The following is a 21834-nucleotide window of genomic DNA, read 5'->3' as shown; positions in this document are numbered from 1 at the left end:
ATGCTTTTATAGCCTTCGATAAAATTCAAGGGGCACTTGAGAGTAATTGCTGAGAAAATGGAGAGAAGCAGCGAAGCCCTCACTTATCCCTTTAGGGAGGGCAATGTTCAAAGCTTTATTCAATCATCAGATTAGGAACTTATTAAGCCCTGTATTATAACGGGTTTTACCGGGTAAAGTATTAATTAACCCTTGTCACAACTATGTTTGTGGCAAGGGTTTTTGTTTTGTATGAAAAATAATTTTCTTAATATATTGAAATAATAGTGGATTTTTATAAGGAGACATACTAAAATGATAATGAGAATCAATATCAATTAAGAAAGGAAGTTTGAGTACATGAGAAACAAGTTTCTATTTATTAGTATGATAGCGGTATTTATGCTGATCCTCGCTGCATGCGGAGAGAAGAAAACAACGGAGGAGGATACGTCCACAGATTCGACGAAAGAGGAAGTGGCACAAACACAAGATGATTCTAGCAATGAAAATGGGACAAGAACCATTGATTATCTTGGAGAAAGCTATGAAGTGCCAGATAAGGTCGAAAGAATTGTTGTTACGGGTGCGATGGAGGCCATGGAAGATATGGTTGTACTTGATGTTCATCCAGTAGGAGCGATTGCGGTCGGTGGTAAATTCCCTGAGTTGTACGCTGCTGTTACAGATAAGGCAGAGTCGATTGGGGAGAAGATTAAGCCAAACTTTGAAAAAATATTAGAATTAGATCCAGATGTGATTTTAGGCTCAACGAAATTTCCAGAGGAAGTACAAAGTAAATTAGAGAAAATTGCTCCAACCATTTTAGTTTCGCATATCTCTACGAATTGGGAATCTAATTTAAACTTATTAGCTGAATTAACAGGCAAGCAAGCAGAGGCAGAAAAAATATTATCTACATATAAGGCGGATATTGAAGCGGCAAAATCTAGCTTAACAGAAAAGCTAGAAGGCAAAAAAGTAGCAGCCATTCGAATTCGTGGGGGACAAGCTTATGTCTATCCAAAAGAGGTATTTTTAAACCCTGTTTTATATGGTGAGCTTGGTTTAGAAGTTCCTGCTGAAATCGCTAAGGCGAAATCACAAGAAGCGATTTCTGTTGAGCAACTAGCGGATATGAATCCAGATTATTTATTTGTGCAGTTTTCAACGGATGAAAATGCGGATGCTCCAAATGCGTTAGAAGATTTTAAAAAGAATCCCATTATCCAAAATATCAATGCCTTTAAAAATGAGCAAGTATTTGTTAATGTTGTGAACCCACTAATGGAAGGTGGCCCAGCGTTTAGTCGTATTACTTTTTTAGAAGCAATCCAACAAAATCTTGATAAATAACTTGTTTGGCATGAGTTCAATTTGTATAAGGACTCATGCTTTTTCTTTGTGAAAAGCTAGATTTTTTACATGATGTTTAATTGTATGAGAAGACTGTATGCTATGATTATGTTGTAGATAGAGGAGGATGTCACATGATTGTAGTTGGATTAACTGGATGGGGCGATCACCCTTCACTTTATAGTGGAGTGACTACTTCAAAGGATAAATTATTTGATTATACAGGTCATTTTTTAGCAGTGGAAGTAGATACTTCCTTTTATGCCATACCATCCAAAGAGAATGTTCGTAAATGGTGTGAGAATACACCGGAGAATTTTCGTTTTATAGTGAAGGCCTATCAAGGCATGACGGGGCATTTGCGGGGAGAAATCCCTTTTGAATCCAAAAATGATATGTTCAATGCTTTTATTGAATGTGCCCATGAATTTAAACGTTTGGGGAAACTAGGAATGGTTTTAGCTCAGTTTCCACCGTGGTTTGATTGTCAGTCGAAAAATGTTCAATACTTATTGTATATTCGTCAACAACTAAAGGATTTTGAAGTGGCTATCGAATTTCGCAATCAAACATGGTATGCAGATAATGTAGTACAACAAACAATGGACTTTTTACGAGAGCATCAATTGATTCATACGATTTGTGATGAGCCACAGGCTGGTGTAGGATCTGTGCCCTTCCATCCTGTAGTGACTGCAGATAAGGCACTGGTACGTATCCATGGGCGAAATATACATGGTTGGCGCAACACGGGGAATGCAGAAAATTGGCGCAAAGTGCGCTTTTTATATGACTATAATAAAGAAGAATTGCAGCAGCTTGGACAGCAAATCACGAAGCTTGAGTCCGAGGTGCAGGAACTATTTATATTATTTAATAACAATTCAGGTAATCATGCAGCGAAAAACGCAAAGGAATTACAGGGTGTTTTGAATATTAAAGATGTTGGGTTAGCGCCTAAACAATTAAACATGTTTGAAGGGGAATTATAATGGCGTTTATTTTATTAGTAATTATTGCATTATTTTCAGGTCTCCTTGGCTCATTGGTTGGGCTTGGTGGTGGCGTGGTATTAGTGCCAGCAACTTTATATATCGGTTTAAACCTTGGAATGATTCCAGATATAACACCACAAAAAGTAGTTGGTTTATCTGTTGTCATGATGATTTTTACAGGACTTGCCTCCACATTAAGCTATATGAAATCAAAAACGGTGGATTATAAAACTGGCTATATATTTTTTATCGGCAGTATTCCAGGCTCCATTTTGGGTGCTTGGGTTAATAAAGGTTTAGATTTACCATCCTTCAATTTATACTTTGGTATTTTGCTTATTATTTTATCGATTATTTTACTTGTACGCGACAAATTGAAGCCTGTAAAATGGTTTGTGAAAAATGGTCTGCAACAAGAATTTACGGATGCCGAAGGGAAAACCTTTGTCTACGGATATCCGATTTGGTTTGCGATTTTATTTACGTTCGGGGTGGGCTTTGCCTCGGGGCTATTTGGTATAGGTGGAGGCTCAATGATTGTGCCGGCTATGATTATTTTGTTCTTATTTCCCCCACATGTAGCAGTAGCAACTTCGATGTTTTTAGTGTTTTTAACGTCTCTTGTTAATACGGCCAGCCATGTATATTTGGGGCATGTTCCATGGCTTTATACAATTCCTGTCATACCAGGAGCCTTTATTGGTGCGAAGCTTGGTGCGGCGTTAAATAAAAAAATTAAATCAGATACGCTTGTACTGGTTCTTCGAATTATTTTATTATTATTAGGAATTCGTTCCATCGTTGAAGGGATATTGGCTTAATCGGCTAGACTAGCTAATGAAAATGAGGTGGCTTTAATGCTTGAAAAAATCCATATTTTTCACACAAATGATTTGCATAGTCATTTTAAGTATTGGCCACGAATGCAAAGCTATGTGAAAGAGGAGCGCAACAATCTAGCGAGAATAGGGGAAACGAGTTATTTGTTTGATGTGGGAGATCATTTAGATCGCTCTAATATTTATACTGAAGCGACAATTGGTAAGGGGAATGTACAATTACTGAACGAGGCAGAATATGATGTAGTGACAATTGGGAACAATGAGGGCATTACATTGTCTCATAATGAGCTTTTTCATTTATATGATGATGCAAATTTTGATGTCGTTGTAGGTAATATTGATGCGGTTAATGGGAGAAATCCAGCCTGGCTGAAGCCCTATGTGGTGCTTACAACAGAGAAGGGAACACAGCTAGGGATAATTGCAGCCACGGCTATGTTTGACGTGTATTATGAGGCGTTAAATTGGCAGTTGGTTGAAGCGCGTAGCACACTTCTTCGTTTAGCCCATCAACTACGTAAAGAGGTCGATATTGTTTTATGCCTCTCACATTTAGGGATAACCGAAGACGAGCTATTAGCGGAGGAATGTCCAGAAATTGATGTCATATTTGGTTCTCATACACATCATGTCTTGCCAGAAGGGAAACTTGTCAATGGTGTTTTATTGACAGGTGGCGGGAAATTTGGACAATATACAGGACATCTTGTTATCGAATATGATAAAAAAATGAGGAAAATTGTTGAAAAAAAGGATACTTTAATTCATAATAAGGACTTGCCAAATATCCAAAACGAACAGCAAATTGTACAATCCCTAGAGGATGAAGGAATTAGAATACTGGATACACCAGTATTTACGACCGAAAAATCTTATAATAAGGAATGGTTCCACTACTCACAGTTATCTGATTTATTTGCACATGCTATTTTAGAAAAAAGTGGTGCTGACTGTGCCTTGTTTAATGCAGGAATTTTTTTAGATGGCCTCCCAAAAGGAAATGTGACTGCATTAGATGTGCATCGGATTTTTCCACATCCTATTAATTTATGTACAATTGAATTATCCGTTACGGAAATAAAGGAAATTTATATGCAATCCAAAAATGAAGAATGGCCCTATATTGAATTAAAAGGATTAGGGTTTAGAGGTGTAATTTTTGGAAAAATGTTGACATATGGTTTTTCCATGAACGACAATCGTCAGTTATTAATTAATGGAAAGCTGGCAGATAATAATCACATTTATAAACTTGTAACTTTAGATTTGTTTACTTTTGGATATTTTTATCCAAGTTTCAAATATGCAAAGAAGCAATATATATTACCAGAATTTTTACGGAACATTATGATAGATTATGGTCAAAGTTTCTTTAAGTAATAGCGTTAGCTTAAAGAATAGATTGGGGAAGAAATCATGCGATTAATTTCAATCGATGTATTAAAAGAAGGAATGGTATTAGGCAGAACCATTTGGAATGAGGCGGGGCATCCGCTTTTAAAGAAGGATGTCATCATTAATGACCGCATTATTCAGAGACTTCAACAGTTAAATACACATTACCTATACATTGACGATGATATTTCGGAGGGCATTGAAGTAGAAGAAACTGTGCCACCTGCGATGCGAAATAAAGTCATTACAACAATTAAAGATTCATTTCAATCAATCGATGGTTTAAATTCAGTAAATGCCTCTTATATATTAGATCAACAATCAAAGACAATTGTCTCGATTGTAGATGAACTACTTTCTGCTGTTACTGGAAATGATGAAATATTAACGATATTAACAGATGCTTATTTATTTGATGAGTATTTATATCAACACTCCTTCCAAGTGACACTTTACTCGATAGCCATCGCCAAAGAGCTCGGCTACTCTGCTGAGGATTTACGGTTAGTAGGGATTGGTGCATTACTACATGATGTAGGTAAACTAATGGTACCAAAAGATATCCTAACAAAACCAGGTCGTCTAACTAATGAAGAATTTGAAGCGATGAAAATGCACGCCCGCTATGGCTTTGATTTATTACGCAATTTACATTCTATTTCATTGCTAGTGGCCCATTGCGCTTTTCAACATCATGAGCGTATTGATGGAAGTGGCTACCCACGAGGATTAGTTGATTTTGAAATTCACCCATTTGCCAAAATTATTGGCGTAGCCGATGTCTTTGACGCGGTTACAACGAATCGAGTATATCGTGAAAAAATGCTTCCTTCACAAGGACTAGCTATTGTAGAGGCAGGCTCCGGTACGCTATATGATGCTCGCATCGTAAAAGCGCTTAAAAGAGCTGTCGTTCATTATCCAAATGGTGTTATCTTAAAATTATCAGATGGTCGACGTGGCATTGTATCTAGACAAAACCCATTGGATGCAGCATTACCATGGATTCGTATTTTTGAGGAGCAAAATCAACTGCTCGCAGCTACATATGAAATTAATTTAGTGGACTATCCAAATGTTTTAATTGAAAATGTTGAGACGGATTATATGGTTCCTGCAAAGGTAGAATAAAATACTCCTCCTGTTCATACGTTATGGAACAGGAGGAGATTTTTTTGTTTTTCCCTCGAAAAAGGATGAAATTGCGCTCTTATAATAAACGGGGAATACGTCTTAATCGATTAACCATTTTAATTGTTAGTATGGTTGTTTGTCTTATATTATTTATTTATTATTTAAATGAACGGCTCATGCCCACCTATTTGCAATATGCAGAGGTACAAACTACAAAAATTGCATCATATGTAGTAAGTAAAGCCATTAACTCAAGAACCTCCAATGTATTAGATGTAAATGATATCATTGAAGATATTCCTCCAGGTAGTTCTGATATGATGACGACAAAGTTTAATACGGAAATTATTAATCGTGTACGAGCGGAGACATTAGAGCTTGTAAAAATGTATTTAGAGCAGGCAGAACAAGGAGAGCTATCACATTTGCCTGAATTAGATAATGTTGAATATGATATTAACAGAATTCAGGATGGCGATGGCATTGTCTTTTTTGTACCGCTCGGGCAAGCCGCGAATATTCCTTTGCTCGGAAATTTAGGACCAAAAATCCCTATACGATTCCATGTGATCGGAAATGTCCATAGTAATGTCACCTCATCCATTCAAGAATTTGGGATTAATAGTGCGTATGTAGAAGTGGGCATTCATTTAGAGGTAAATGTCCAAATTATTGTTCCGTTTGCAAGTAAATCCTCAACCGTTGCACAGGATATTCCTGTAGCTATGGGGTTAACTAGAGGTCCAGTCCCGAACATCTATACCAATAGTAGTGATGCGCCTCAACCATCCATTGAAATACCTGTGCCATTTAAATAGAAATGTTTACTGTGATAGTTGTTGGAGTTCATTTATTATGTTACATTGACAACAGTGAAGATAGTTAATATAAAAAATGCATATTTTTGATAGGGGCGATATCCGTATGACATCTTGTAAACCTACAAGTAAAGAAGAACATTTAAGAAAACCAGACTGGCTAAAAATAAAACTAAACACTAATGATGAATATAAAGGTCTTAAGAAGCTAATGCGTGAGAAAAATCTTCATACGGTTTGTGAAGAGGCTCGCTGTCCAAATATTCATGAATGCTGGGGAGAAAGACGTACAGCTACAATGATGATTCTTGGTTCGGTTTGTACACGTGCTTGTCGATTTTGTGCAGTAAAAACAGGGTTACCCAATGAATTAGACTTGGCAGAGCCAGAACGTGTTGCAGATTCAGTAGCAATTATGAACCTAAAGCACGTTGTCATTACTATGGTAGCGCGTGACGATTTAAAAGATGGCGGAGCGGAAGTATTAGCAGAAACAGTCCGTGCTATTCGCCGTAAAAGTCCTTTCACATCTGTTGAAGTATTACCATCCGATTTAGGTGGTATGAAGGAAAATCTTCAAATGTTAATGGATGCGAAGCCAGATATTCTAAATCATAATATTGAAACCGTGCGTCGTTTAACACCAAGAGTACGTGCTCGTGCAAAATACGAGCGATCTTTGGAGTTCCTTCGTCTAGCTAAAGAAATGCAACCAGATATTCCGACGAAATCATCTTTAATGATTGGTTTAGGAGAAACTCATGAAGAAATTTTAGAGGTAATGGATGATTTACGAGCAAATAATGTGGATATCATGACGATTGGTCAATATTTACAGCCTACGAAAAAGCATTTAGCAGTTAAAAAATATTATTCACCAATAGAGTTTGGGAAACTGCGAAAAATTGCTATGGAAAAAGGCTTTAAACATTGTGAAGCTGGCCCACTTGTACGTAGTAGTTACCATGCTGACGAACAAGTAAATGCTGCAACAAAAGAACGTCAGTTACAAGCAGAGCTTTAAGCGTCAAGGATGAACAAGAGGGTGGTGTCACTTTGATCATAGTTGAAGGATTGGAATATGAACTATTAAAAGATTTTCGTGAAGCCTTTCAGGAAGAAGTTTTTCAGGAAAGGTATTCCGATATATTGGCTAGATATGATTATATAGTAGGTGATTGGGGCTATAACCAATTACGTTTAAAGGGCTTTTTTGATGATAAAAATCAAAAGTCGACTTTTGATACGAAAATAAGTACGCTTCAAGATTATTTATACGAGTATTGCAATTTTGGCTGCGCTTATTTTGTTTTACGTAAAACAGGAAAAGTTATGAAACCGCCAGAGGTGTTGGATGCCAATGAAGTAACAGCGCAACCAAACGACCAAGAACCATTGGCAGAATAAAGGGAAGAAACTTGATGCGATATGCATCAAGTTTTTTTCTTTTTTTTATTAGCTTTTGTATGATTGGGGAATAATAAAGCTCAAAACAGCTAATTAAAGGTGAGATACAAATGAAAAGAGCCGTCTTTTTAGACCGTGATGGTGTAATCAATGAAGTATTAACAACACGCGTTAAATTTGTTAATAAGCCTAGAGATTTATACTTTTTACCACAAGTTCCAGAAGCCATTCGCAAATTAAATAAACACTTTGACTATATTTTTGTTGTGACAAATCAAGGGGGTGTTGGTTTAGGCTTTATGAGTGAAAGAGGCTTGCAAAAAATACATGAGCATATGGTCAAGGTGCTAAAGAAAAACGGTGCCATTATTCATGAAGTAGTTTATTGTCCACATAAGCCTAAGTCAGGCTGTGCCTGTAGAAAACCTAATAGTAAACTAATTATTGATTTAGGAAAAAAATATAATATTGATTTATCGAAATCCTATATGGTGGGTGATACGGATACAGATATTATAGCGGGAAAACAAGCAGGTACAAAGGGCGTGTTTTTAGGAGAGGATGACCCGTTAGCAGATGCAATTTTTCCTGATTTGATGAGCGCTGCTCGGTGGATAATAAAGGATGCAACAGCTTGAGAAAAGAAGCTACAAGAAGTATAAAACGTTGAAAAAAGGATAATTTATGAGTGGAGGTGATGATGTTGACGAAGGATAAGCGCAATAAAAAGCCCCTAGATCGTGAAGAATATGGATATGGTTTTGATATTAGTGTAGATGATTTAGGCGTGATTGGTCAAAATAACGAAGCGAAAAAGCAAAATAATAATGAAAATAAAGACAAGCCACATAATAAAGATAATCCATCCACGCTCAATAAATAATCGATCTTAAAAGATTTCGCAAAAGCCAACTGGTGAGCGGAATTTTTTTATCTTGATTGATTCACAAAAAATGCTCGTGCAATATAATAATGTCCTACAAAAAAACACCCTGTAAAAAGGGTGTTAGTTCAATAGCTCACGTAAATATTCTCGAAGTTCCTCGGTTTCGTCCTCTGTACGATTGTATACATGTTCTAAGTAGCCAGGCTCTTCTACATCATCAGGGCCAATAATCGCAAATCGACCAAATTGTATATCCATGACAAGCACTTTCCCAAAGAAGCGGCCAGATTGTAATATCGCTAAATCATAGCGCAGTTTTTTTCCTGCAAAGCTAACAAAGCGAGTTTTTGTATCTTCTACATCATCATATAAAAAAAAACGTTCCATCTTTTAATCTCCTTCCAGTCCTATAGTTATGGTACTATAGAAGAGAAAAGACTATCAACTTTTAAAGATTTGAATGGGGGCTTTCCTTGTGTATTTTGTAGATCGTAATAAAATCACAAAAAATTTACAGTACTTAGATGGGCTATTAGCCATTTTGGAGACAGAGAATAACTGGTCTCAAAATGATATAAAGAAATTAGCTATCGAGCGAATTGGTCACAACATTATGGAGTCAATGATGGATGTAGGAAATTTAATGATTGACGGTTTCATAATGCGCGACCCAGGAAGCTACGAGGATATTATTGATATATTAGTCGATGAAAAAGTCGTAGTTGCTGAAATGGAGGCACCATATAAAGCAGTTGTTGGCTTGCGTAAAATGCTAGTACGCGAGTTTATAGAGGTAGATATCGATGAAGTTGTCCACGTACTTACAGCCAATTTATCGGCATTAAAGCAATTTTCGCCTGCAGTCCATAGTTATTTAACAAATGAGCTAGGTCCAGTTTCTGCCTTTTTACCAGAGGATCATCAATGAGAGATTATAAGGCCTATTGCTTTGATTTAGACGGCACTGTTTATCGTGGAAAGGAAGGGATTTCTTCTGCTGTTGCTTTTATTCATCGCTTACAACAAGCAGGGATCGAGCCATTTTATGTCACAAATAACTCTTCTAAAACACGTGAACAACTGCAAGATGCTTTAATGTCTATAGGGATTAGTGCACCATTAGAACATATTTATTCAAGTGCGTCCGTCACAGCAAAGTATGTGGCACTCCATTATACAGGTAAAAAAGTAGCTATGATGGGGTCTGATGGTATTCGTCAGGCATTACTTGATGAAAATATTGTGCCTGTTGAAGATGAAGCGGATGTATTTGTCATGGGAATTGATCGAACACTTGATTATATGGCACTTGCTAGAGCGACAATATTTGTTCAAAAAGGAGCAGTCTTTATTGCCACAAATCAGGACATTAAGTTCCCGACAGAATATGGTTTCTTACCAGGAAATGGTTCTTTTGCTCGTTTAGTAGGAGAGGTTGCGGGCGTTGATCCTATTTATATAGGGAAGCCATCACCTGCTATCCTAGAAGTAATTGCGACAGAACATCATTTTTCTAAAGAAGACATGGTTATGATTGGTGATAATTATGATACGGACATCATGTGCGGAATTAATTTTGGCTGTGATACAATCCATGTGAATACGGGCGTTACACCCACAAAGGTTGTACAAGAGAAAGAACTTCAACCTACATATATAGTGGATGCGTTACAATAAATAAAAGGATGTTATGCAGATTTTTTAGCATAACATCCATTTTTTTTGTTCAAATTTATTCATATAGGCGTTTTAGCAAACTACCATAAAGGGTTTTCTTCAATAAACTGATAAATGGCTTTCGTTAACGCTTCTGGAGAATCAGCTTCTACTAATTCACCATTGACAATAGCATAAAAAGATTCTGAGCACTTTGTACAATAACTGAGGCAGCCATATTCCAAAACGTCGATATTCGGATCGCGTTCGAGTACTTCATAAGTTGCTTGAGAGCCATTTGCTAAATTACTAATACAAAATTCAACCATTGGATTCATTCATGTCACCTCACCAAAGTAATGCTACTCGGTTTTACGAATTTCGTCAATTATTTAAATTGAAGGTAAAGAAGTGTTTTTATATAAAATTTTAAGGGAAAACCGTTATTAATTGCTTAAAAATCTATGGAAATGAACATCTTTTCATTTATTTTGTGAAATCCTTCACAAATTTTCATTCTGATATTGTGAAACTTCTCACAATCGGTTATACTCGTTTGTGGATACTTTGTGAACAATTATTAAAAGAGATATTAAAGGAGAATATTATGGGTAAATTAGTACTTTTAGGTGGCGGCTATGGCAATATGCGTGTCATGCTTCGTCTATTAAATAGTCTGCCATTAGACAGAGAGGTAGTCATAATAGATAGAGCCCCTTTCCATAGTTTAAAAACTGAGTTTTATGCGTTAGCCGCTGGAACTGCTACAGATAAAGAAATTCGTGTAAGCTTCCCTGAGCATGAACGTTTAACGCCTGTATATGGAGAAATCACTGAAATTAATCGTGCGGAAAAAGTTGTCATTTTAGAAGATGGACAACGTATTGAATATGATGATTTAGTCGTTGGTCTTGGTTGCGAAGATAAATATCATGGTGTACCAGGTGCAGAGGAGTACACTTATAGCATTCAAACGATGGGACAATCACGTGCTACACTTCAAGCGCTATGTGGTTTACCAGCTGGGTCTACAGTCGGAATTGTAGGAGCTGGCTTAAGTGGTATCGAACTTGCAAGTGAGCTACGTGAAAGTCGATCTGATTTAAAAATTAAGCTATTTGACCGAGGTCCACGTATTCTAAAGGATTTCCCTGAGAAACTAAGTAAATATGTAAATGATTGGTTCGTGAAGCATAACGTTGATGTTATTGCCAATTCCAATATTACTAAAGTGGAGCCAGGTAAAATTTTCAATCATGAAGATGAAATTTTACTCGACAAGGTCGTATGGACAGCTGGCGTACAGCCTGTCAAAATCGTACGTGATATGGATGTGGAGAAGGATAAACAGGGTCGTCCACTAGTAACACAGTACTTTAATGTACTTGACGATGAACATGTATATATTGTTGGAGATTGTGCTTCCTCAGATTTACCTCCAACAGCACAGTTAGCAGAGGAACAAGCAGAGCTAATTGTTAAAGTACTTCGTATGCGCTGGAAGGGCGAACATTTACCTGAAAAAATGCCAGATATTAAATTAAAAGGTTTCATGGGTGCCCTTGGTAAAAAACAAGGCTTTGTCTATTTGGCAGATACAACAGTTACAGGTCGTATCGCTCGTTTAATGAAATCCGGATTATTATGGTATTACAAACGTCAAAATGATTAGTTAGTAAAAGGGATTGTTTCTATTTGAAACAATCCCTTGGCTTTAATTAAACTGTTATGTCTGGAACAAATCCTAAACCTTCAAGTGCAGTGAAAACCGGTTTCAACTGTACATAGCCTTCACCAACGACTTCATTATTAATGAGGACAAGAGGGTAGAAAAATTCATCTTCCTGAATACGTGTCGCATAGTCTTGATCACGTTCATTCTCAATTGGACCTTCGATATCGATATAACGAATATCATATGGTTGATCTGGATATTTTCGATCGATAGCTGCTTGTAACCACTCATATGTATCTTTGGAAGATGGAGCATTGACACAGCTAGCGCAAATTACAGCTGTTCCATAAATTTCAATCATAGGTTTAGTTGGTTGCATCGTATTTTCTCTCCTTGTGATTCAATATTGGATTTTTTCTGTTGCTAACATTATAATCATTATAAGGAAAGGAGTCGAGATAAAATGGCTGAAGCAACAATTAACGACCAAGTTCAAGAGGTATTAGATAAATTACGTCCGTTCTTACTACGTGACGGTGGAGACTGTGAATTAGTAGATGTTGAGGATGGCGTTGTAAAATTACGTTTATTAGGTGCTTGTGGCAGTTGCCCAAGTTCTACTATTACATTGAAAGCTGGTATCGAACGCGCATTATTAGAAGAAGTACCAGGTATTGTGGAAGTAGAGCAAGTATTCTAAGACATTTAAAAAGTTCTAGCTGAATCTCAGACTAGAACTTTTTTTATTTATAGGTGGCGCGTATGCTCTTTTCCTTCGCGGATGACAGCCCATTGCTCTTTTGCCATGTCCACAATTTTTGCCTCGCCACCGCTGCTTTGTTTTTCAATTACTCTAGAGAAGAAGCGTGTCGCATTTTCAATGTCTCCGATTCTTCTTGATAATTCGGCAATCATATACATAATACGTACAGCAGACATTTGTGTAGAACTGTAATCTTCTGTTGAATACGATTCCATATAATGATCACGCGCCAGTTTCATAAAGCGCTCCTCTTGCCCACTATTTTTGAGAGAACGGTAGAGCCAAGCAAGACGCAAAGCTAAACCAGCAATAGCGACATGTTTTTCTTTTTTTATCGTGCCGCAGAGGAAAGCCAATTTATACGCTTGTATCGCCTGAAAAACAGTACGTTCTCCCTTAAAATCATGATGCACCCATTTTTTTGTTATTTGTGTGTGAATCTCATCTTGAATACCTGGTGCAAAATATTTTGTAAAGTCCTCTGTAAATGAAAACCCACAATGCTCGCAAACGAAGACATTGTAATAAAGCGCATTCACATCATCCGTATAAATAGGGTGGAAATCGGTTTCGGTATGCTCTACTTTAATAAATTTGGAACGAACTTTTAACGTCGGAAAATCTTTTTTACAATTCAAACATTGAATTTGTTTTTCATAATACGGTGAAATATCCATATATATTACCCCCTACATAGAAGTCGTTGTAACTATTATACCAATGGTGCTAGTAGAAACATGAATAAAAATTCCTAAACATGTGAAAAATATGAGAACTCTCACTAAAATTTACCTTGAAGCTGAATGTTTGTCATACAATGGTCAAAATTGATATGATATTAGGTAAGAAGGAAGGTGATGGGGATGACAAGTACAAAGCAAGTTATTGAAATTACACAGGCTGCCGGCTTTCATATTAATGAAATGATGGAGCATAATGAAGAGCAAGGTTCTTTTTTACGTGTAGTAGTAAACGGTGGCGGCTGTAGTGGGCTATCCTATGGTATGCATTTTGATCAAGAGAAAAAAGAGGAAGACTTTGTAGATGTACAACATGGTTTAACAATTCTTGTTTCCCGTGAAGATGCGCCGATTTTGATGGGAACAAAAATTGACTATAAACAATCGCTAATGGGCGGTGGCTTCACAATCGATAATCCAAATGCCATTGCTTCATGTGGCTGCGGTACATCTTTCAAAACAGCAAAGCGTGAAGGTACACCTGAGATTTGTGAATAATTAAACGTGATATAAATGTAGAAGACAATCCTGATGGAATGTAAACATAATCTGAATTAGGTTGTGAATACAAGCCTTTTCGATTTGTATGTTTTGAAAACAACAAATGGAAGAGGCTTTTACTGTGTTTTGAAGTCTAAAAGGAAAGCCTTGTTTAGATCATAAACAAGGCACTCTAATAATTTAAAATTTATAATACCAAAAAATTGCTAGTTCATTTGCTGTTGGAAAGTTTGAATATAGCATCGTATCCACTGCACCTATTACAAATTGATTTTTAGCATAAAAATGACAAGCTGAAACATTGATATCTTGTGTTTCAAGCATGAGACCACAGCAGTTCCTTTCTTTGGCCCACTCAATGGCTTTATTTAGTAAGGCAGTACCAACGCCGTTTTTTCTATAATCTTTTGCGACAGCGATATCTTCAATAAGTGCATATCCGTTCCAGTTAGAGCACATCTTAATCTGCCCTACACAGCTGTTGTCAATATAATAAAAAAATACAGCTTTCTCGATATCTTCTATATAGCTAAGATCAATTTCATCCTCTTCATATTTTTTGAAGTAAGGCACAGAACATATTTCCTCTGTAAATGTCCAAACTTTATCTTTGTATGTCGGTATAATTTTCCCCGAGACTATAAAACCATCGTTTGATTTATTAAAATCCTTCATAGTAGACGGAGTCATTTTAATGATCATTTTACTCTCCCTTTCTGTATTCAACTATGTGGTTGAGGGGATGGCTTTTATTTTATGAAAAAATCTTCTCTGACGATTGCTGGATTATTGAAACAAAGTGAAAATAAGAAAAGTGCTTCTTTCGCTGGTGATGAAAGAAGCCTTTTAGCATGGAGTTAATCAGACTTTTCACGCTCCATAAACTTTACTCCGTTTAAAACTGCTAGCTTAAAGATGGTCCTCTTTTCATCAAGACCAAATTGTCCATTTTCCTCAATGATAAATTGTTCATTGCTTTTAGTTTGAAAGTAATAGGTTCCAAACGTACCTATTTCATATTCATAGATAATCTCATTTAAATCTTGCCATTTATAAATAGTTTGATGGTGATACTGTTGAAAAACGATTTGATCCTTTTGTATGGCGCTATAGCTTAATAAAGAATAATAACCTAATACGATACTACTTAAGATGATGACGCATGCAAGGGTGTAGATGTTTGGATTCCTTTTTAATCCGAGTACGATGAAAACTACGAAGATCAAGCCTAAGGCTATTAATAGCATAATAAAGTTGCTAGGTGGTGTCATCAGGATGACATCCTGTCTATGAGCATAGAATGTCTGCGATATGGTTAGAGGCGTAGAAAAGGCTAAAAAAGGTGTGAGTATCGCTACGATAAGGGCTACTATAAAGTACTTTGCTCGTACTGATAGTGCATGTAACATACAATCTCCTTTCTTATAAAATGATTGGTACACTAAGTGTAACATATTTACAAATAAGGATTGTCTATGCATTCTTTTGAATTATTAAAATTGGTCTTAAAATTCTGAATAAAAGCTTCATTCCACTGAAAGCAAGCAGGTATAATAGAAATATAGAGGTGAAGGTTATGAGAAAAGATCGAGGGAAAATATGGCTGGGCGTATCGGGTGTTACAGTGAATGAGCTTGGGCAATGGTTAGTTGTGAAAAAAGCGTATAGCGGATTGAAAGGGCGTTGGTCATTGCCGGCAGGATTTGTTAACGCTGGTGAAACCGTGGATGAGGCGGTCATCCGTGAAATAAAAGAAGAAACAGGAATAGATTGCAGTGTATCAGGCTTAATTGGATTTCGTACAGGCGTTATCCGTGATGATATCAGTGATAATATGGCGATTTTTTATTGTCGTATGCTAGATGAACAGCAGCAGGTATGCATTCAGGAAAAAGAAATACTGGAAGCCAAATGGTTGTATCCACAGGAGCTCGCACAAGATGAAACTACCTCCGTTATGTTAAAAGAAATGGCATCCAATCAATTCGAAAACCATCAGCTAGATGCGATAGAGGGGATTAATCCTGGCGATATTTTTGGGTATACCTCGTATCGACTGTTCTTTAAAAAATGATATGACTTTGGGAGGGGACCTATGATGGAGCTATTTTTATTTATGTTAGAGCGCGTTGGGCTGATCATTGTGTTTGCCTTTTTAATGTCAAGGTGGAGGCTGTTTCGAGAGAAGCTGTTTCAGGAGCAAGGATCGAAGGAGAAAATATGGCTCATCATTGTCTTTAGTAGTTTATGTATTATTAGTAGTTATACAGGGATTAAAATTGAAAGCGGTACGATACACCCGTTAAATCAGATGATACATAGTACGATTAATGCTGAGGAGGCTATTGCCAATACGAGATTAATTGGTGTAGCGATTGCAGGCATTTTCGGTGGACCCCTTGTTGGTGTATGTGTTGGGATTATAGCAGGGATTCACCGTATGACACTAGGGGGCTTTACAGCGATCGCCTGTGGCATTTCGACGATTTTAGCAGGCTTTATGACCGGTGGATTAAGTAACCGTTTCAAAATACGTCAAACTTTTTCCTATAAGAAAGCTGTTATCATTGGAATTTGTGCAGAGACGATACAGATGTTGGTGATTTTAGTAGTTGCGAAGCCATTCGAGCAGGCTTTGCAGCTAGTAACATTAATTGCCATGCCAATGATCTTGATGAATGCCTTTGGAATCTTCTTATTTTTTATGATTATAAAAACATTTATTGATGAAGAAGAACGAACAAAGGCATTGCAAACACATCAAGCATTTTCAATTGCTCAACAAACGATTGAGCATTTCCGAAAAGGCTTGAATGAGGAATCCTGTCAGACGGTGGCTGAAATTATTAAAAGAGAAATTAGTGTAGAGGCGGTCGCCATTACGGATAAAAACGGTGTATTAGCCCATGTTGGCGTTGGGGAAGACCATCATTTAATTCATCGGGAAATTATGACGGCTTTGACGAAGCGAGTACTAGAGGAAGGGGAAATTTTAATGGCTACTTCGGCAAAGGAAATTCAATGTCCACATGATGATTGTCCTTTAAGCGCCGCCATTGTTTTGCCTTTAATGGTACAGCATCGCACGGTTGGAAGCCTAAAGCTGTATTTCACGAAGGCAGATTCATTAACAGGGGTGAAGAAGGAGCTTGCGGAGGGCTTAAGTAGACTATTCTCTTCACAGCTGGAATATGCTGAAATTGAACAACAGAGAAAGTTATTAAAGGATGCTGAAATTAAAGCGTTACAGGCACAGGTTCATCCTCATTTCTTCTTTAACAGCCTTAATACGATATCAAGCTTGATCCGTACAGATGCAGATGAGGCAAGAGCATTATTGATCAAGCTTAGTACATTTTTTAGAAGCAATTTACAAGGTGCACGGCAAATGCTTATTCCATTGAAAAATGAAATTGACCATGTTGAGGCTTATTTATCCATTGAGCAAACAAGATTTCCTAATCGTTACGAAGTTGAGTTTATTATGGATGAATCACTTTTCGATGTGCAGATTCCACCATTTACATTGCAGCCTCTTGTTGAAAATGCTATTTATCATGCGTTTAAAAATCGTAAGGAAGGCAAGATTTTTGTCAAAGTACAACGAGTGAACGATAAGCTAGTTTTGCTAACTGAAGATAACGGCTGTGGCATGAGAAAAGAGCAGGTAAAGCAGCTCGGTAAACGGATTATGCAATCGGAGCAAGGGACTGGAACGGCGTTGTGGAATATTTATCAGCGTATTCATGAAATTTATGGCTCAGACGCTGATTTTCATATAGTGAGTACATTGGATGTAGGAACAAAAATAATGATTCAACTGCCGTTAAAGGCGACTAGATGGGAGTAAAAGAGATTGAATGTATACATTGTGGATGATGAACCGTTGGCACGCGCTGAATTGCGCTATTTATTAGAGCAAACAGCGTTAGTAAATGTTTGTGGTGAATCTGAAAGTCTTAAGGATTTTTACAACACGACACAGTATGAACAGGTTGATTGTGTATTTTTAGATATTGAGTTAGGCATGAATAATGGACTTGATTTAGCAAAACAATTACTGTTGCATACAAAAAGACCCGAAATTATCTTTGCTACTGCCTTTGATGAATACGCATTACAGGCATTTGAGGTGAATGCCTTTGATTATATTCTGAAACCTTTTGAAGCACAACGAGTACAAGCTGCTGTAGAAAAGCTAGTAGCTAAAAAAAGAGCCGCACAGGCGAAAACGATGGAAGAAATAAAGATTTCACAGCTGGACAAGCTTGATAAATTAACGGTTTATGTCAACGATCGAATTCTATTAATGAAAATACAGGATATTTTATATTGTACATCGGAGGACAGTAAAACGGTGGTTGTCACAGAGCAAGGAAGGTTCTTTGCTTCGGAGTCATTGGCAGCATTAGAAAAGAAGCTAACATTAAAAGGATTTGTGCGTGTCCATCGTGCGTTTATCGTAAATTTAGAGCATATTGTGGAGCTAGAGCCTTGGAGTAGTTCTAAATATAATTTAATTTTGGATAACAGACATTCCATTCCTGTCAGTAGGCTCTATATGAAGGATGTGCGGAAAATTTTTGACCTGTCGAGGTAGTTGCATTTCAGCGGTAGAAACCTACGTTTCAACTTTTAATTCTGACATTTCAGTTAATTTTATGAATATCGTGGACATTCCTTTGCTATGATGTGGAAAAAGTAAAAGGGGTGTTTGCATGAATGCGATTACAATTGTGATAGGCTCTATTTGTATTTTAGTGATTAGCTATCGTTTGTATGGCATATTTTTTACAAAAAAGGTACTGAAAATAAAGGATGATACGCCCACGCCCGCCCACGCTTTGGAAGATGGTAAAGACTATGTTCCGACGAATAAATGGGTAACCTTTGGGCATCACTTTGCAGCCATCGCTGCTGCGGGGCCATTAGTAGGACCGATTTTAGCTGCACAGTTTGGTTATTTACCTGGCCTTCTATGGTTATTAATAGGGGCTGTCATTGGGGGAGCTGTCCATGATGCAGTCGTGTTATTTGCTTCTATGCGCCATGGTGGTAAGTCTTTATCCGAAGTGATGAAGGAAGAGCTCGGTCCGATTGCTGGCTTCTGTACAGGCCTTGCTATGCTGTTTATTATTACAATTACAATGGCAGGTCTTTCTATGGTAGTTTTAGGAGCTTTAGAACGCAATCCATGGGGGACGTTTGCAGTAGGGATCACCATTCCAATTGCTATGCTTGTGGGTATTGCTTATCGTAAAACAGGCAATTTACTTGTTACGTCTGCAGTTGGGTTTGTTTTATTAATGATAGGCGTATTTATTGGGCCGCTTATTCAAGGAACTGCATTTGGTGATTTTTTAACATTTGACCGTGATACATTAGCAATTATTTTACCTATCTATGCATTTTTTGCAGCGGCATTACCTGTGTGGCTATTATTAGCTCCACGTGATTATTTAAGTAGTTTCATGAAAATTGGGGTGTTCATCGCTTTAATTATCGGTGTCTTTTTCGTTAACCCAGCTATTCAGTTCCCACCATTTACAGAGTTTATTCATGGTGGAGGTCCGGTAATTGCAGGTCCTGTGTGGCCATTTGTATCCATTACGATTGCCTGTGGGGCTATTTCCGGCTTCCATGCCTTTGTAGGCTCAGGAACGACACCTAAAATGATTGACCGTTGGGAAGATATTCGAATCGTTGGCTTTGGAGCAATGTTAGTTGAGTCGTTAGTAGGTGTGATGGCGTTAATTGCAGCTACAGCCCTTCATCCAGCAGACTATTTTGCCATTAACTCAGCGCCAGCAGTTTTTGCTTCATTAGGAATGGAGCCTGTTCATTTACAAGCATTATCTCAAAGTATTGGAATGGACTTAGAGGGACGAACAGGAGGAGCCGTGACATTAGCCGTCGGAATGACGGATATTTTTACAGGTATTCCTTGGTTTGCGGAGTTATCCTCCTATTTCTATCAATTTGTCATTATGTTTGAGGCTGTCTTTATTCTAACAGCGATAGACGCAGGAACACGGGTGGCACGCTATTTAATTCAAGACTTTGGGGGCAATGTTTATAAGCCATTAAAGCGTACTAATTGGATACCAGGAACAATTTTCGCTAGTGCACTTGCTTGCTTTATGTGGGGTTATTTATTGTATTCAGGGGATATTAGCTCCATTTGGGTATTATTTGGTGTATCCAATCAGCTAATGGCGGCAATTGGTTTAGTATGTGGAGTGACGATGGTACTGAAGGTGGCAGATAAACGAATCTATGCACTAACTTGTTTTATCCCATTAACTTATTTATACATCACTGTGAATGTGGCTGGTTATTGGATGATTAAAAACGTTTATTGGAATCCAGCAGCTGCCGGCTTTAATATGTTAAACGGCATCTTATCCGTTATCATGCTGATGCTAGGACTACTCATCGTTATTTCAGCGTTTAAGAAATGGGCACAGCTATGGAAATCTCCAAAGTTCGTATTAACTCAATCAACTTCATAATGTAATAGAAGAAACTATTGGAGATAAGAAATGGTCTTCAATAGTTTTTTGGTATTTGCTAGGATAAAATATCCATGATCAATCACAATCACCGTAAATGATTTCATAAATATGTCGAACAAGCGAAAACAAGGATATGTTCATTGAAAGCGTTGTCGTAATCATGTAAACTAATGAGAGGAAAACGGAGGTTATACATACATGGATGGTCCAGTTTCATTAGTACAGTTAATCATTTCTATTTTGTTATTTTTCGTCATGTTCTTTGGTATCGGATTCTTATTAAACATGCTGTTACGTATGACGTGGTTAATGGCGATTGTATATCCAATTGTTGTGATCTTTATCGTGGATGAAGTAAGCTTCTTAGATTATATTTTCAAGCCAGGTTCTGCATTTCCAGCGTTAATCGATAAATTACAAGCCCTTCAGTTTGTAGATATTGCTATTTTATCAGGCGGCTTTGCAGGCTCCATCGTGGCAGGCATTGTGATGATTTATTTACGAAAAAGTGGATATCGCATGTTCTAATTTACTTAGTATTCTTCTTTCTATTGCATGAAAGAAGAGTACTTTTTTTATTCGATAAAAAACACATCCTCCATCATAAAAGGATGTGTCTTAGCTATCATATGAAAAATTCGTAGGTTATGATGGCGATAAAAATACCTGTGAGCGCCCCAAAAAATACTTCACTTCGTTTGTGTCCTAATAACGTTTTTAATTCCTCCATTTTCTCTTGCCCATCCATCTGAGGCCATTTTTTAAAATCATGAAGCAGTGTTTGGAAATCCTTACGCAATTGATTTAAAATCACAGCATGTTGCCCAGCTTGGTAACGTACACCACTTGCGTCGTACATAACAATAATGGAAAACATTGCGGCTACGGCAAAAATAGGGGATGCTAAACCCGTCTCATAAGCAATAGAGGTTGCCAGTCCAGTAACAGAAGCGGAGTGAGAGCTAGGCATTCCGCCTGTAGAAGTAAAGAGGCTCCATTTCACCTGTCTGGTCATTAGAAAATGGATGGGAATCTTGACAAACTGAGCAAAGATAACCGAAAAGAGGGCAATCAGTAATGGGGTATTTTGAAGTAAACTCAAATTCATCACAACCTTCGCAAATAATTGCTTTTATTATAACATTCATTATTTTCTAAAAGAAGATATAGGC

General features: G+C 37.3%; 27 protein-coding genes. 20 read left to right on the top strand and 7 right to left on the bottom strand.

The genetic code is table 11. From position 1 onward, the window contains the following. Positions 1 to 339: 339 nt before the first annotated feature. From MKX57_RS19335 to MKX57_RS19290, 10 genes are all read left to right on the top strand, one after another. Positions 340 to 1335 (top strand): ABC transporter substrate-binding protein, encoded by a 996-nt coding sequence (locus MKX57_RS19335; protein ID WP_043990435.1) that lies wholly within the window; start codon positions 340 to 342, stop codon positions 1333 to 1335. A 134-nt stretch (positions 1336 to 1469) separates the two neighbouring features. Continuing rightward, complete coding sequence (locus MKX57_RS19330) at positions 1470 to 2327, top strand: DUF72 domain-containing protein (RefSeq protein WP_090003324.1); 858 nt, start codon at positions 1470 to 1472, stop codon at positions 2325 to 2327. Then, the gene (locus tag MKX57_RS19325) at positions 2327 to 3151 is read left to right on the top strand and encodes a sulfite exporter TauE/SafE family protein (RefSeq protein ID WP_090003323.1); all 825 of its coding nucleotides are present in this window, start codon (positions 2327 to 2329) and stop codon (positions 3149 to 3151) included. Before MKX57_RS19330 ends, MKX57_RS19325 begins: the two co-directional genes overlap by 1 nt. Before the next feature lie 36 nt (positions 3152 to 3187). Then, positions 3188 to 4552, top strand: coding sequence for a bifunctional UDP-sugar hydrolase/5'-nucleotidase (locus MKX57_RS19320; protein ID WP_008178045.1), 1365 nt, complete (start codon positions 3188 to 3190; stop codon positions 4550 to 4552). Between the two features lie 36 nt (positions 4553 to 4588). Further along, positions 4589 to 5698, top strand: coding sequence for an HD-GYP domain-containing protein (locus tag MKX57_RS19315; RefSeq protein WP_008178047.1), 1110 nt, complete (start codon positions 4589 to 4591; stop codon positions 5696 to 5698). 23 nt (positions 5699 to 5721) lie between these two features. Beyond that, positions 5722 to 6519: a sporulation protein YunB gene (gene yunB, locus MKX57_RS19310; RefSeq protein WP_008178049.1), complete on the top strand. Its 798-nt coding sequence runs from the start codon at positions 5722 to 5724 to the stop codon at positions 6517 to 6519. A gap of 106 nt (positions 6520 to 6625) precedes the next feature. Further along, entirely contained in the window at positions 6626 to 7543 is a 918-nt protein-coding gene (gene lipA / locus MKX57_RS19305) for a lipoyl synthase (RefSeq protein WP_043990437.1), read from the top strand. Between the two features lie 32 nt (positions 7544 to 7575). Beyond that, entirely contained in the window at positions 7576 to 7926 is a 351-nt protein-coding gene (locus MKX57_RS19300; RefSeq protein ID WP_008178052.1) for a YutD family protein, read from the top strand. 110 nt (positions 7927 to 8036) lie between these two features. After that, positions 8037 to 8564, top strand: a complete 528-nt coding sequence (locus tag MKX57_RS19295; protein ID WP_008178054.1) for an HAD family hydrolase — start codon at positions 8037 to 8039, stop codon at positions 8562 to 8564. 50 nt (positions 8565 to 8614) lie between these two features. Further along, positions 8615 to 8809: a hypothetical protein gene (locus MKX57_RS19290; RefSeq protein ID WP_008178056.1), complete on the top strand. Its 195-nt coding sequence runs from the start codon at positions 8615 to 8617 to the stop codon at positions 8807 to 8809. Between the two features lie 123 nt (positions 8810 to 8932). Here the strand turns inward: MKX57_RS19290 and MKX57_RS19285 are convergent, their stop codons facing one another. Beyond that, positions 8933 to 9199, bottom strand: a complete 267-nt coding sequence (locus MKX57_RS19285; RefSeq protein ID WP_008178058.1) for a DUF3055 domain-containing protein — start codon at positions 9197 to 9199, stop codon at positions 8933 to 8935. A gap of 88 nt (positions 9200 to 9287) precedes the next feature. On the opposite strand from MKX57_RS19285, the gene MKX57_RS19280 reads away from it, so the two are divergent. Further along, entirely contained in the window at positions 9288 to 9740 is a 453-nt protein-coding gene (locus MKX57_RS19280; RefSeq protein ID WP_036119960.1) for a DUF86 domain-containing protein, read from the top strand. Continuing rightward, positions 9737 to 10489 (top strand): TIGR01457 family HAD-type hydrolase, encoded by a 753-nt coding sequence (locus MKX57_RS19275; RefSeq protein ID WP_008178063.1) that lies wholly within the window; start codon positions 9737 to 9739, stop codon positions 10487 to 10489. The genes MKX57_RS19280 and MKX57_RS19275 overlap by 4 nt, the downstream gene beginning before the upstream one ends. 80 nt (positions 10490 to 10569) lie before the next feature. Here MKX57_RS19275 and MKX57_RS19270 read toward each other — a convergent pair whose 3' ends face one another. Continuing rightward, on the bottom strand, positions 10570 to 10806 hold the full coding sequence (locus MKX57_RS19270) for a YuzB family protein (protein WP_008178065.1): 237 nt from the start codon (positions 10804 to 10806) through the stop codon (positions 10570 to 10572). Positions 10807 to 11075: 269 nt separating this feature from the next. On the opposite strand from MKX57_RS19270, the gene MKX57_RS19265 reads away from it, so the two are divergent. Next, on the top strand, positions 11076 to 12140 hold the full coding sequence (locus MKX57_RS19265) for an NAD(P)/FAD-dependent oxidoreductase (RefSeq protein WP_008178067.1): 1065 nt from the start codon (positions 11076 to 11078) through the stop codon (positions 12138 to 12140). A gap of 46 nt (positions 12141 to 12186) precedes the next feature. On the opposite strand, the gene MKX57_RS19260 is transcribed toward MKX57_RS19265, so the two are convergent. Continuing rightward, positions 12187 to 12522 (bottom strand): YuzD family protein, encoded by a 336-nt coding sequence (locus MKX57_RS19260; RefSeq protein WP_008178069.1) that lies wholly within the window; start codon positions 12520 to 12522, stop codon positions 12187 to 12189. An 84-nt stretch (positions 12523 to 12606) separates the two neighbouring features. Here MKX57_RS19260 and MKX57_RS19255 point away from each other — a divergent pair, with 84 nt between their 5' ends. Further along, positions 12607 to 12843: a NifU family protein gene (locus MKX57_RS19255; RefSeq protein WP_004228295.1), complete on the top strand. Its 237-nt coding sequence runs from the start codon at positions 12607 to 12609 to the stop codon at positions 12841 to 12843. A 47-nt stretch (positions 12844 to 12890) separates the two neighbouring features. Here MKX57_RS19255 and MKX57_RS19250 read toward each other — a convergent pair whose 3' ends face one another. Continuing rightward, positions 12891 to 13583, bottom strand: coding sequence for a DUF2225 domain-containing protein (locus MKX57_RS19250; protein ID WP_089986182.1), 693 nt, complete (start codon positions 13581 to 13583; stop codon positions 12891 to 12893). A gap of 186 nt (positions 13584 to 13769) precedes the next feature. On the opposite strand from MKX57_RS19250, the gene MKX57_RS19245 reads away from it, so the two are divergent. Next, complete coding sequence (locus MKX57_RS19245) at positions 13770 to 14144, top strand: iron-sulfur cluster assembly accessory protein (protein ID WP_036127329.1); 375 nt, start codon at positions 13770 to 13772, stop codon at positions 14142 to 14144. 183 nt (positions 14145 to 14327) lie between these two features. Here MKX57_RS19245 and MKX57_RS19240 read toward each other — a convergent pair whose 3' ends face one another. Next, entirely contained in the window at positions 14328 to 14849 is a 522-nt protein-coding gene (locus tag MKX57_RS19240) for a GNAT family N-acetyltransferase (protein ID WP_008178077.1), read from the bottom strand. A gap of 155 nt (positions 14850 to 15004) precedes the next feature. After that, on the bottom strand, positions 15005 to 15556 hold the full coding sequence (locus tag MKX57_RS19235; protein WP_239355273.1) for a hypothetical protein: 552 nt from the start codon (positions 15554 to 15556) through the stop codon (positions 15005 to 15007). A gap of 167 nt (positions 15557 to 15723) precedes the next feature. On the opposite strand from MKX57_RS19235, the gene MKX57_RS19230 reads away from it, so the two are divergent. From MKX57_RS19230 to MKX57_RS19210, 5 genes are all read left to right on the top strand, one after another. Continuing rightward, the gene (locus tag MKX57_RS19230) at positions 15724 to 16221 is read left to right on the top strand and encodes an NUDIX hydrolase (protein WP_008178080.1); all 498 of its coding nucleotides are present in this window, start codon (positions 15724 to 15726) and stop codon (positions 16219 to 16221) included. A 24-nt stretch (positions 16222 to 16245) separates the two neighbouring features. Next, the gene (locus tag MKX57_RS19225) at positions 16246 to 17997 is read left to right on the top strand and encodes a sensor histidine kinase (RefSeq protein ID WP_043990438.1); all 1752 of its coding nucleotides are present in this window, start codon (positions 16246 to 16248) and stop codon (positions 17995 to 17997) included. A 6-nt stretch (positions 17998 to 18003) separates the two neighbouring features. Next, on the top strand, positions 18004 to 18747 hold the full coding sequence (locus MKX57_RS19220) for a LytTR family DNA-binding domain-containing protein (protein WP_008178082.1): 744 nt from the start codon (positions 18004 to 18006) through the stop codon (positions 18745 to 18747). A gap of 118 nt (positions 18748 to 18865) precedes the next feature. Further along, complete coding sequence (locus tag MKX57_RS19215; protein WP_008178083.1) at positions 18866 to 20659, top strand: carbon starvation protein A; 1794 nt, start codon at positions 18866 to 18868, stop codon at positions 20657 to 20659. 201 nt (positions 20660 to 20860) lie between these two features. After that, positions 20861 to 21190, top strand: coding sequence for a YuiB family protein (locus MKX57_RS19210; RefSeq protein WP_004228336.1), 330 nt, complete (start codon positions 20861 to 20863; stop codon positions 21188 to 21190). A 97-nt stretch (positions 21191 to 21287) separates the two neighbouring features. Here the strand turns inward: MKX57_RS19210 and MKX57_RS19205 are convergent, their stop codons facing one another. Further along, complete coding sequence (locus MKX57_RS19205; protein ID WP_008178086.1) at positions 21288 to 21770, bottom strand: divergent PAP2 family protein; 483 nt, start codon at positions 21768 to 21770, stop codon at positions 21288 to 21290. Between the last annotated feature and the right edge of the window lie 64 nt (positions 21771 to 21834).

It is taken from the genome of Lysinibacillus sp. FSL M8-0216, from assembly GCF_038595555.1.
GTDB lineage: Bacteria > Bacillota > Bacilli > Bacillales_A > Planococcaceae > Lysinibacillus > Lysinibacillus fusiformis.
This window is presented reverse-complemented; position numbering and strand designations above follow the sequence as displayed.

Bases quoted from the DNA above. Each gene is read 5' to 3' on its own strand.
- MKX57_RS19335 (WP_043990435.1), top strand. From the start codon at position 340: ATGAGAAACAAGTTTCTATTTATTAGTATGATAGCGGTATTTATGCTG.
- MKX57_RS19330 (WP_090003324.1), top strand. From the start codon at position 1,470: ATGATTGTAGTTGGATTAACTGGATGGGGCGATCACCCTTCACTTTAT.
- MKX57_RS19325 (WP_090003323.1), top strand. From the start codon at position 2,327: ATGGCGTTTATTTTATTAGTAATTATTGCATTATTTTCAGGTCTCCTT.
- MKX57_RS19320 (WP_008178045.1), top strand. From the start codon at position 3,188: ATGCTTGAAAAAATCCATATTTTTCACACAAATGATTTGCATAGTCAT.
- MKX57_RS19315 (WP_008178047.1), top strand. From the start codon at position 4,589: ATGCGATTAATTTCAATCGATGTATTAAAAGAAGGAATGGTATTAGGC.
- yunB (WP_008178049.1), top strand. From the start codon at position 5,722: ATGGAACAGGAGGAGATTTTTTTGTTTTTCCCTCGAAAAAGGATGAAA.
- lipA (WP_043990437.1), top strand. From the start codon at position 6,626: ATGACATCTTGTAAACCTACAAGTAAAGAAGAACATTTAAGAAAACCA.
- MKX57_RS19295 (WP_008178054.1), top strand. From the start codon at position 8,037: ATGAAAAGAGCCGTCTTTTTAGACCGTGATGGTGTAATCAATGAAGTA.
- MKX57_RS19285 (WP_008178058.1), bottom strand. From the start codon at position 9,199: ATGGAACGTTTTTTTTTATATGATGATGTAGAAGATACAAAAACTCGC.
- MKX57_RS19275 (WP_008178063.1), top strand. From the start codon at position 9,737: ATGAGAGATTATAAGGCCTATTGCTTTGATTTAGACGGCACTGTTTAT.
- MKX57_RS19270 (WP_008178065.1), bottom strand. From the start codon at position 10,806: ATGAATCCAATGGTTGAATTTTGTATTAGTAATTTAGCAAATGGCTCT.
- MKX57_RS19265 (WP_008178067.1), top strand. From the start codon at position 11,076: ATGGGTAAATTAGTACTTTTAGGTGGCGGCTATGGCAATATGCGTGTC.
- MKX57_RS19260 (WP_008178069.1), bottom strand. From the start codon at position 12,522: ATGCAACCAACTAAACCTATGATTGAAATTTATGGAACAGCTGTAATT.
- MKX57_RS19255 (WP_004228295.1), top strand. From the start codon at position 12,607: ATGGCTGAAGCAACAATTAACGACCAAGTTCAAGAGGTATTAGATAAA.
- MKX57_RS19250 (WP_089986182.1), bottom strand. From the start codon at position 13,583: ATGGATATTTCACCGTATTATGAAAAACAAATTCAATGTTTGAATTGT.
- MKX57_RS19245 (WP_036127329.1), top strand. From the start codon at position 13,770: ATGACAAGTACAAAGCAAGTTATTGAAATTACACAGGCTGCCGGCTTT.
- MKX57_RS19240 (WP_008178077.1), bottom strand. From the start codon at position 14,849: ATGATCATTAAAATGACTCCGTCTACTATGAAGGATTTTAATAAATCA.
- MKX57_RS19235 (WP_239355273.1), bottom strand. From the start codon at position 15,556: ATGTTACATGCACTATCAGTACGAGCAAAGTACTTTATAGTAGCCCTT.
- MKX57_RS19230 (WP_008178080.1), top strand. From the start codon at position 15,724: ATGAGAAAAGATCGAGGGAAAATATGGCTGGGCGTATCGGGTGTTACA.
- MKX57_RS19225 (WP_043990438.1), top strand. From the start codon at position 16,246: ATGGAGCTATTTTTATTTATGTTAGAGCGCGTTGGGCTGATCATTGTG.
- MKX57_RS19215 (WP_008178083.1), top strand. From the start codon at position 18,866: ATGAATGCGATTACAATTGTGATAGGCTCTATTTGTATTTTAGTGATT.
- MKX57_RS19210 (WP_004228336.1), top strand. From the start codon at position 20,861: ATGGATGGTCCAGTTTCATTAGTACAGTTAATCATTTCTATTTTGTTA.
- MKX57_RS19205 (WP_008178086.1), bottom strand. From the start codon at position 21,770: ATGAATTTGAGTTTACTTCAAAATACCCCATTACTGATTGCCCTCTTT.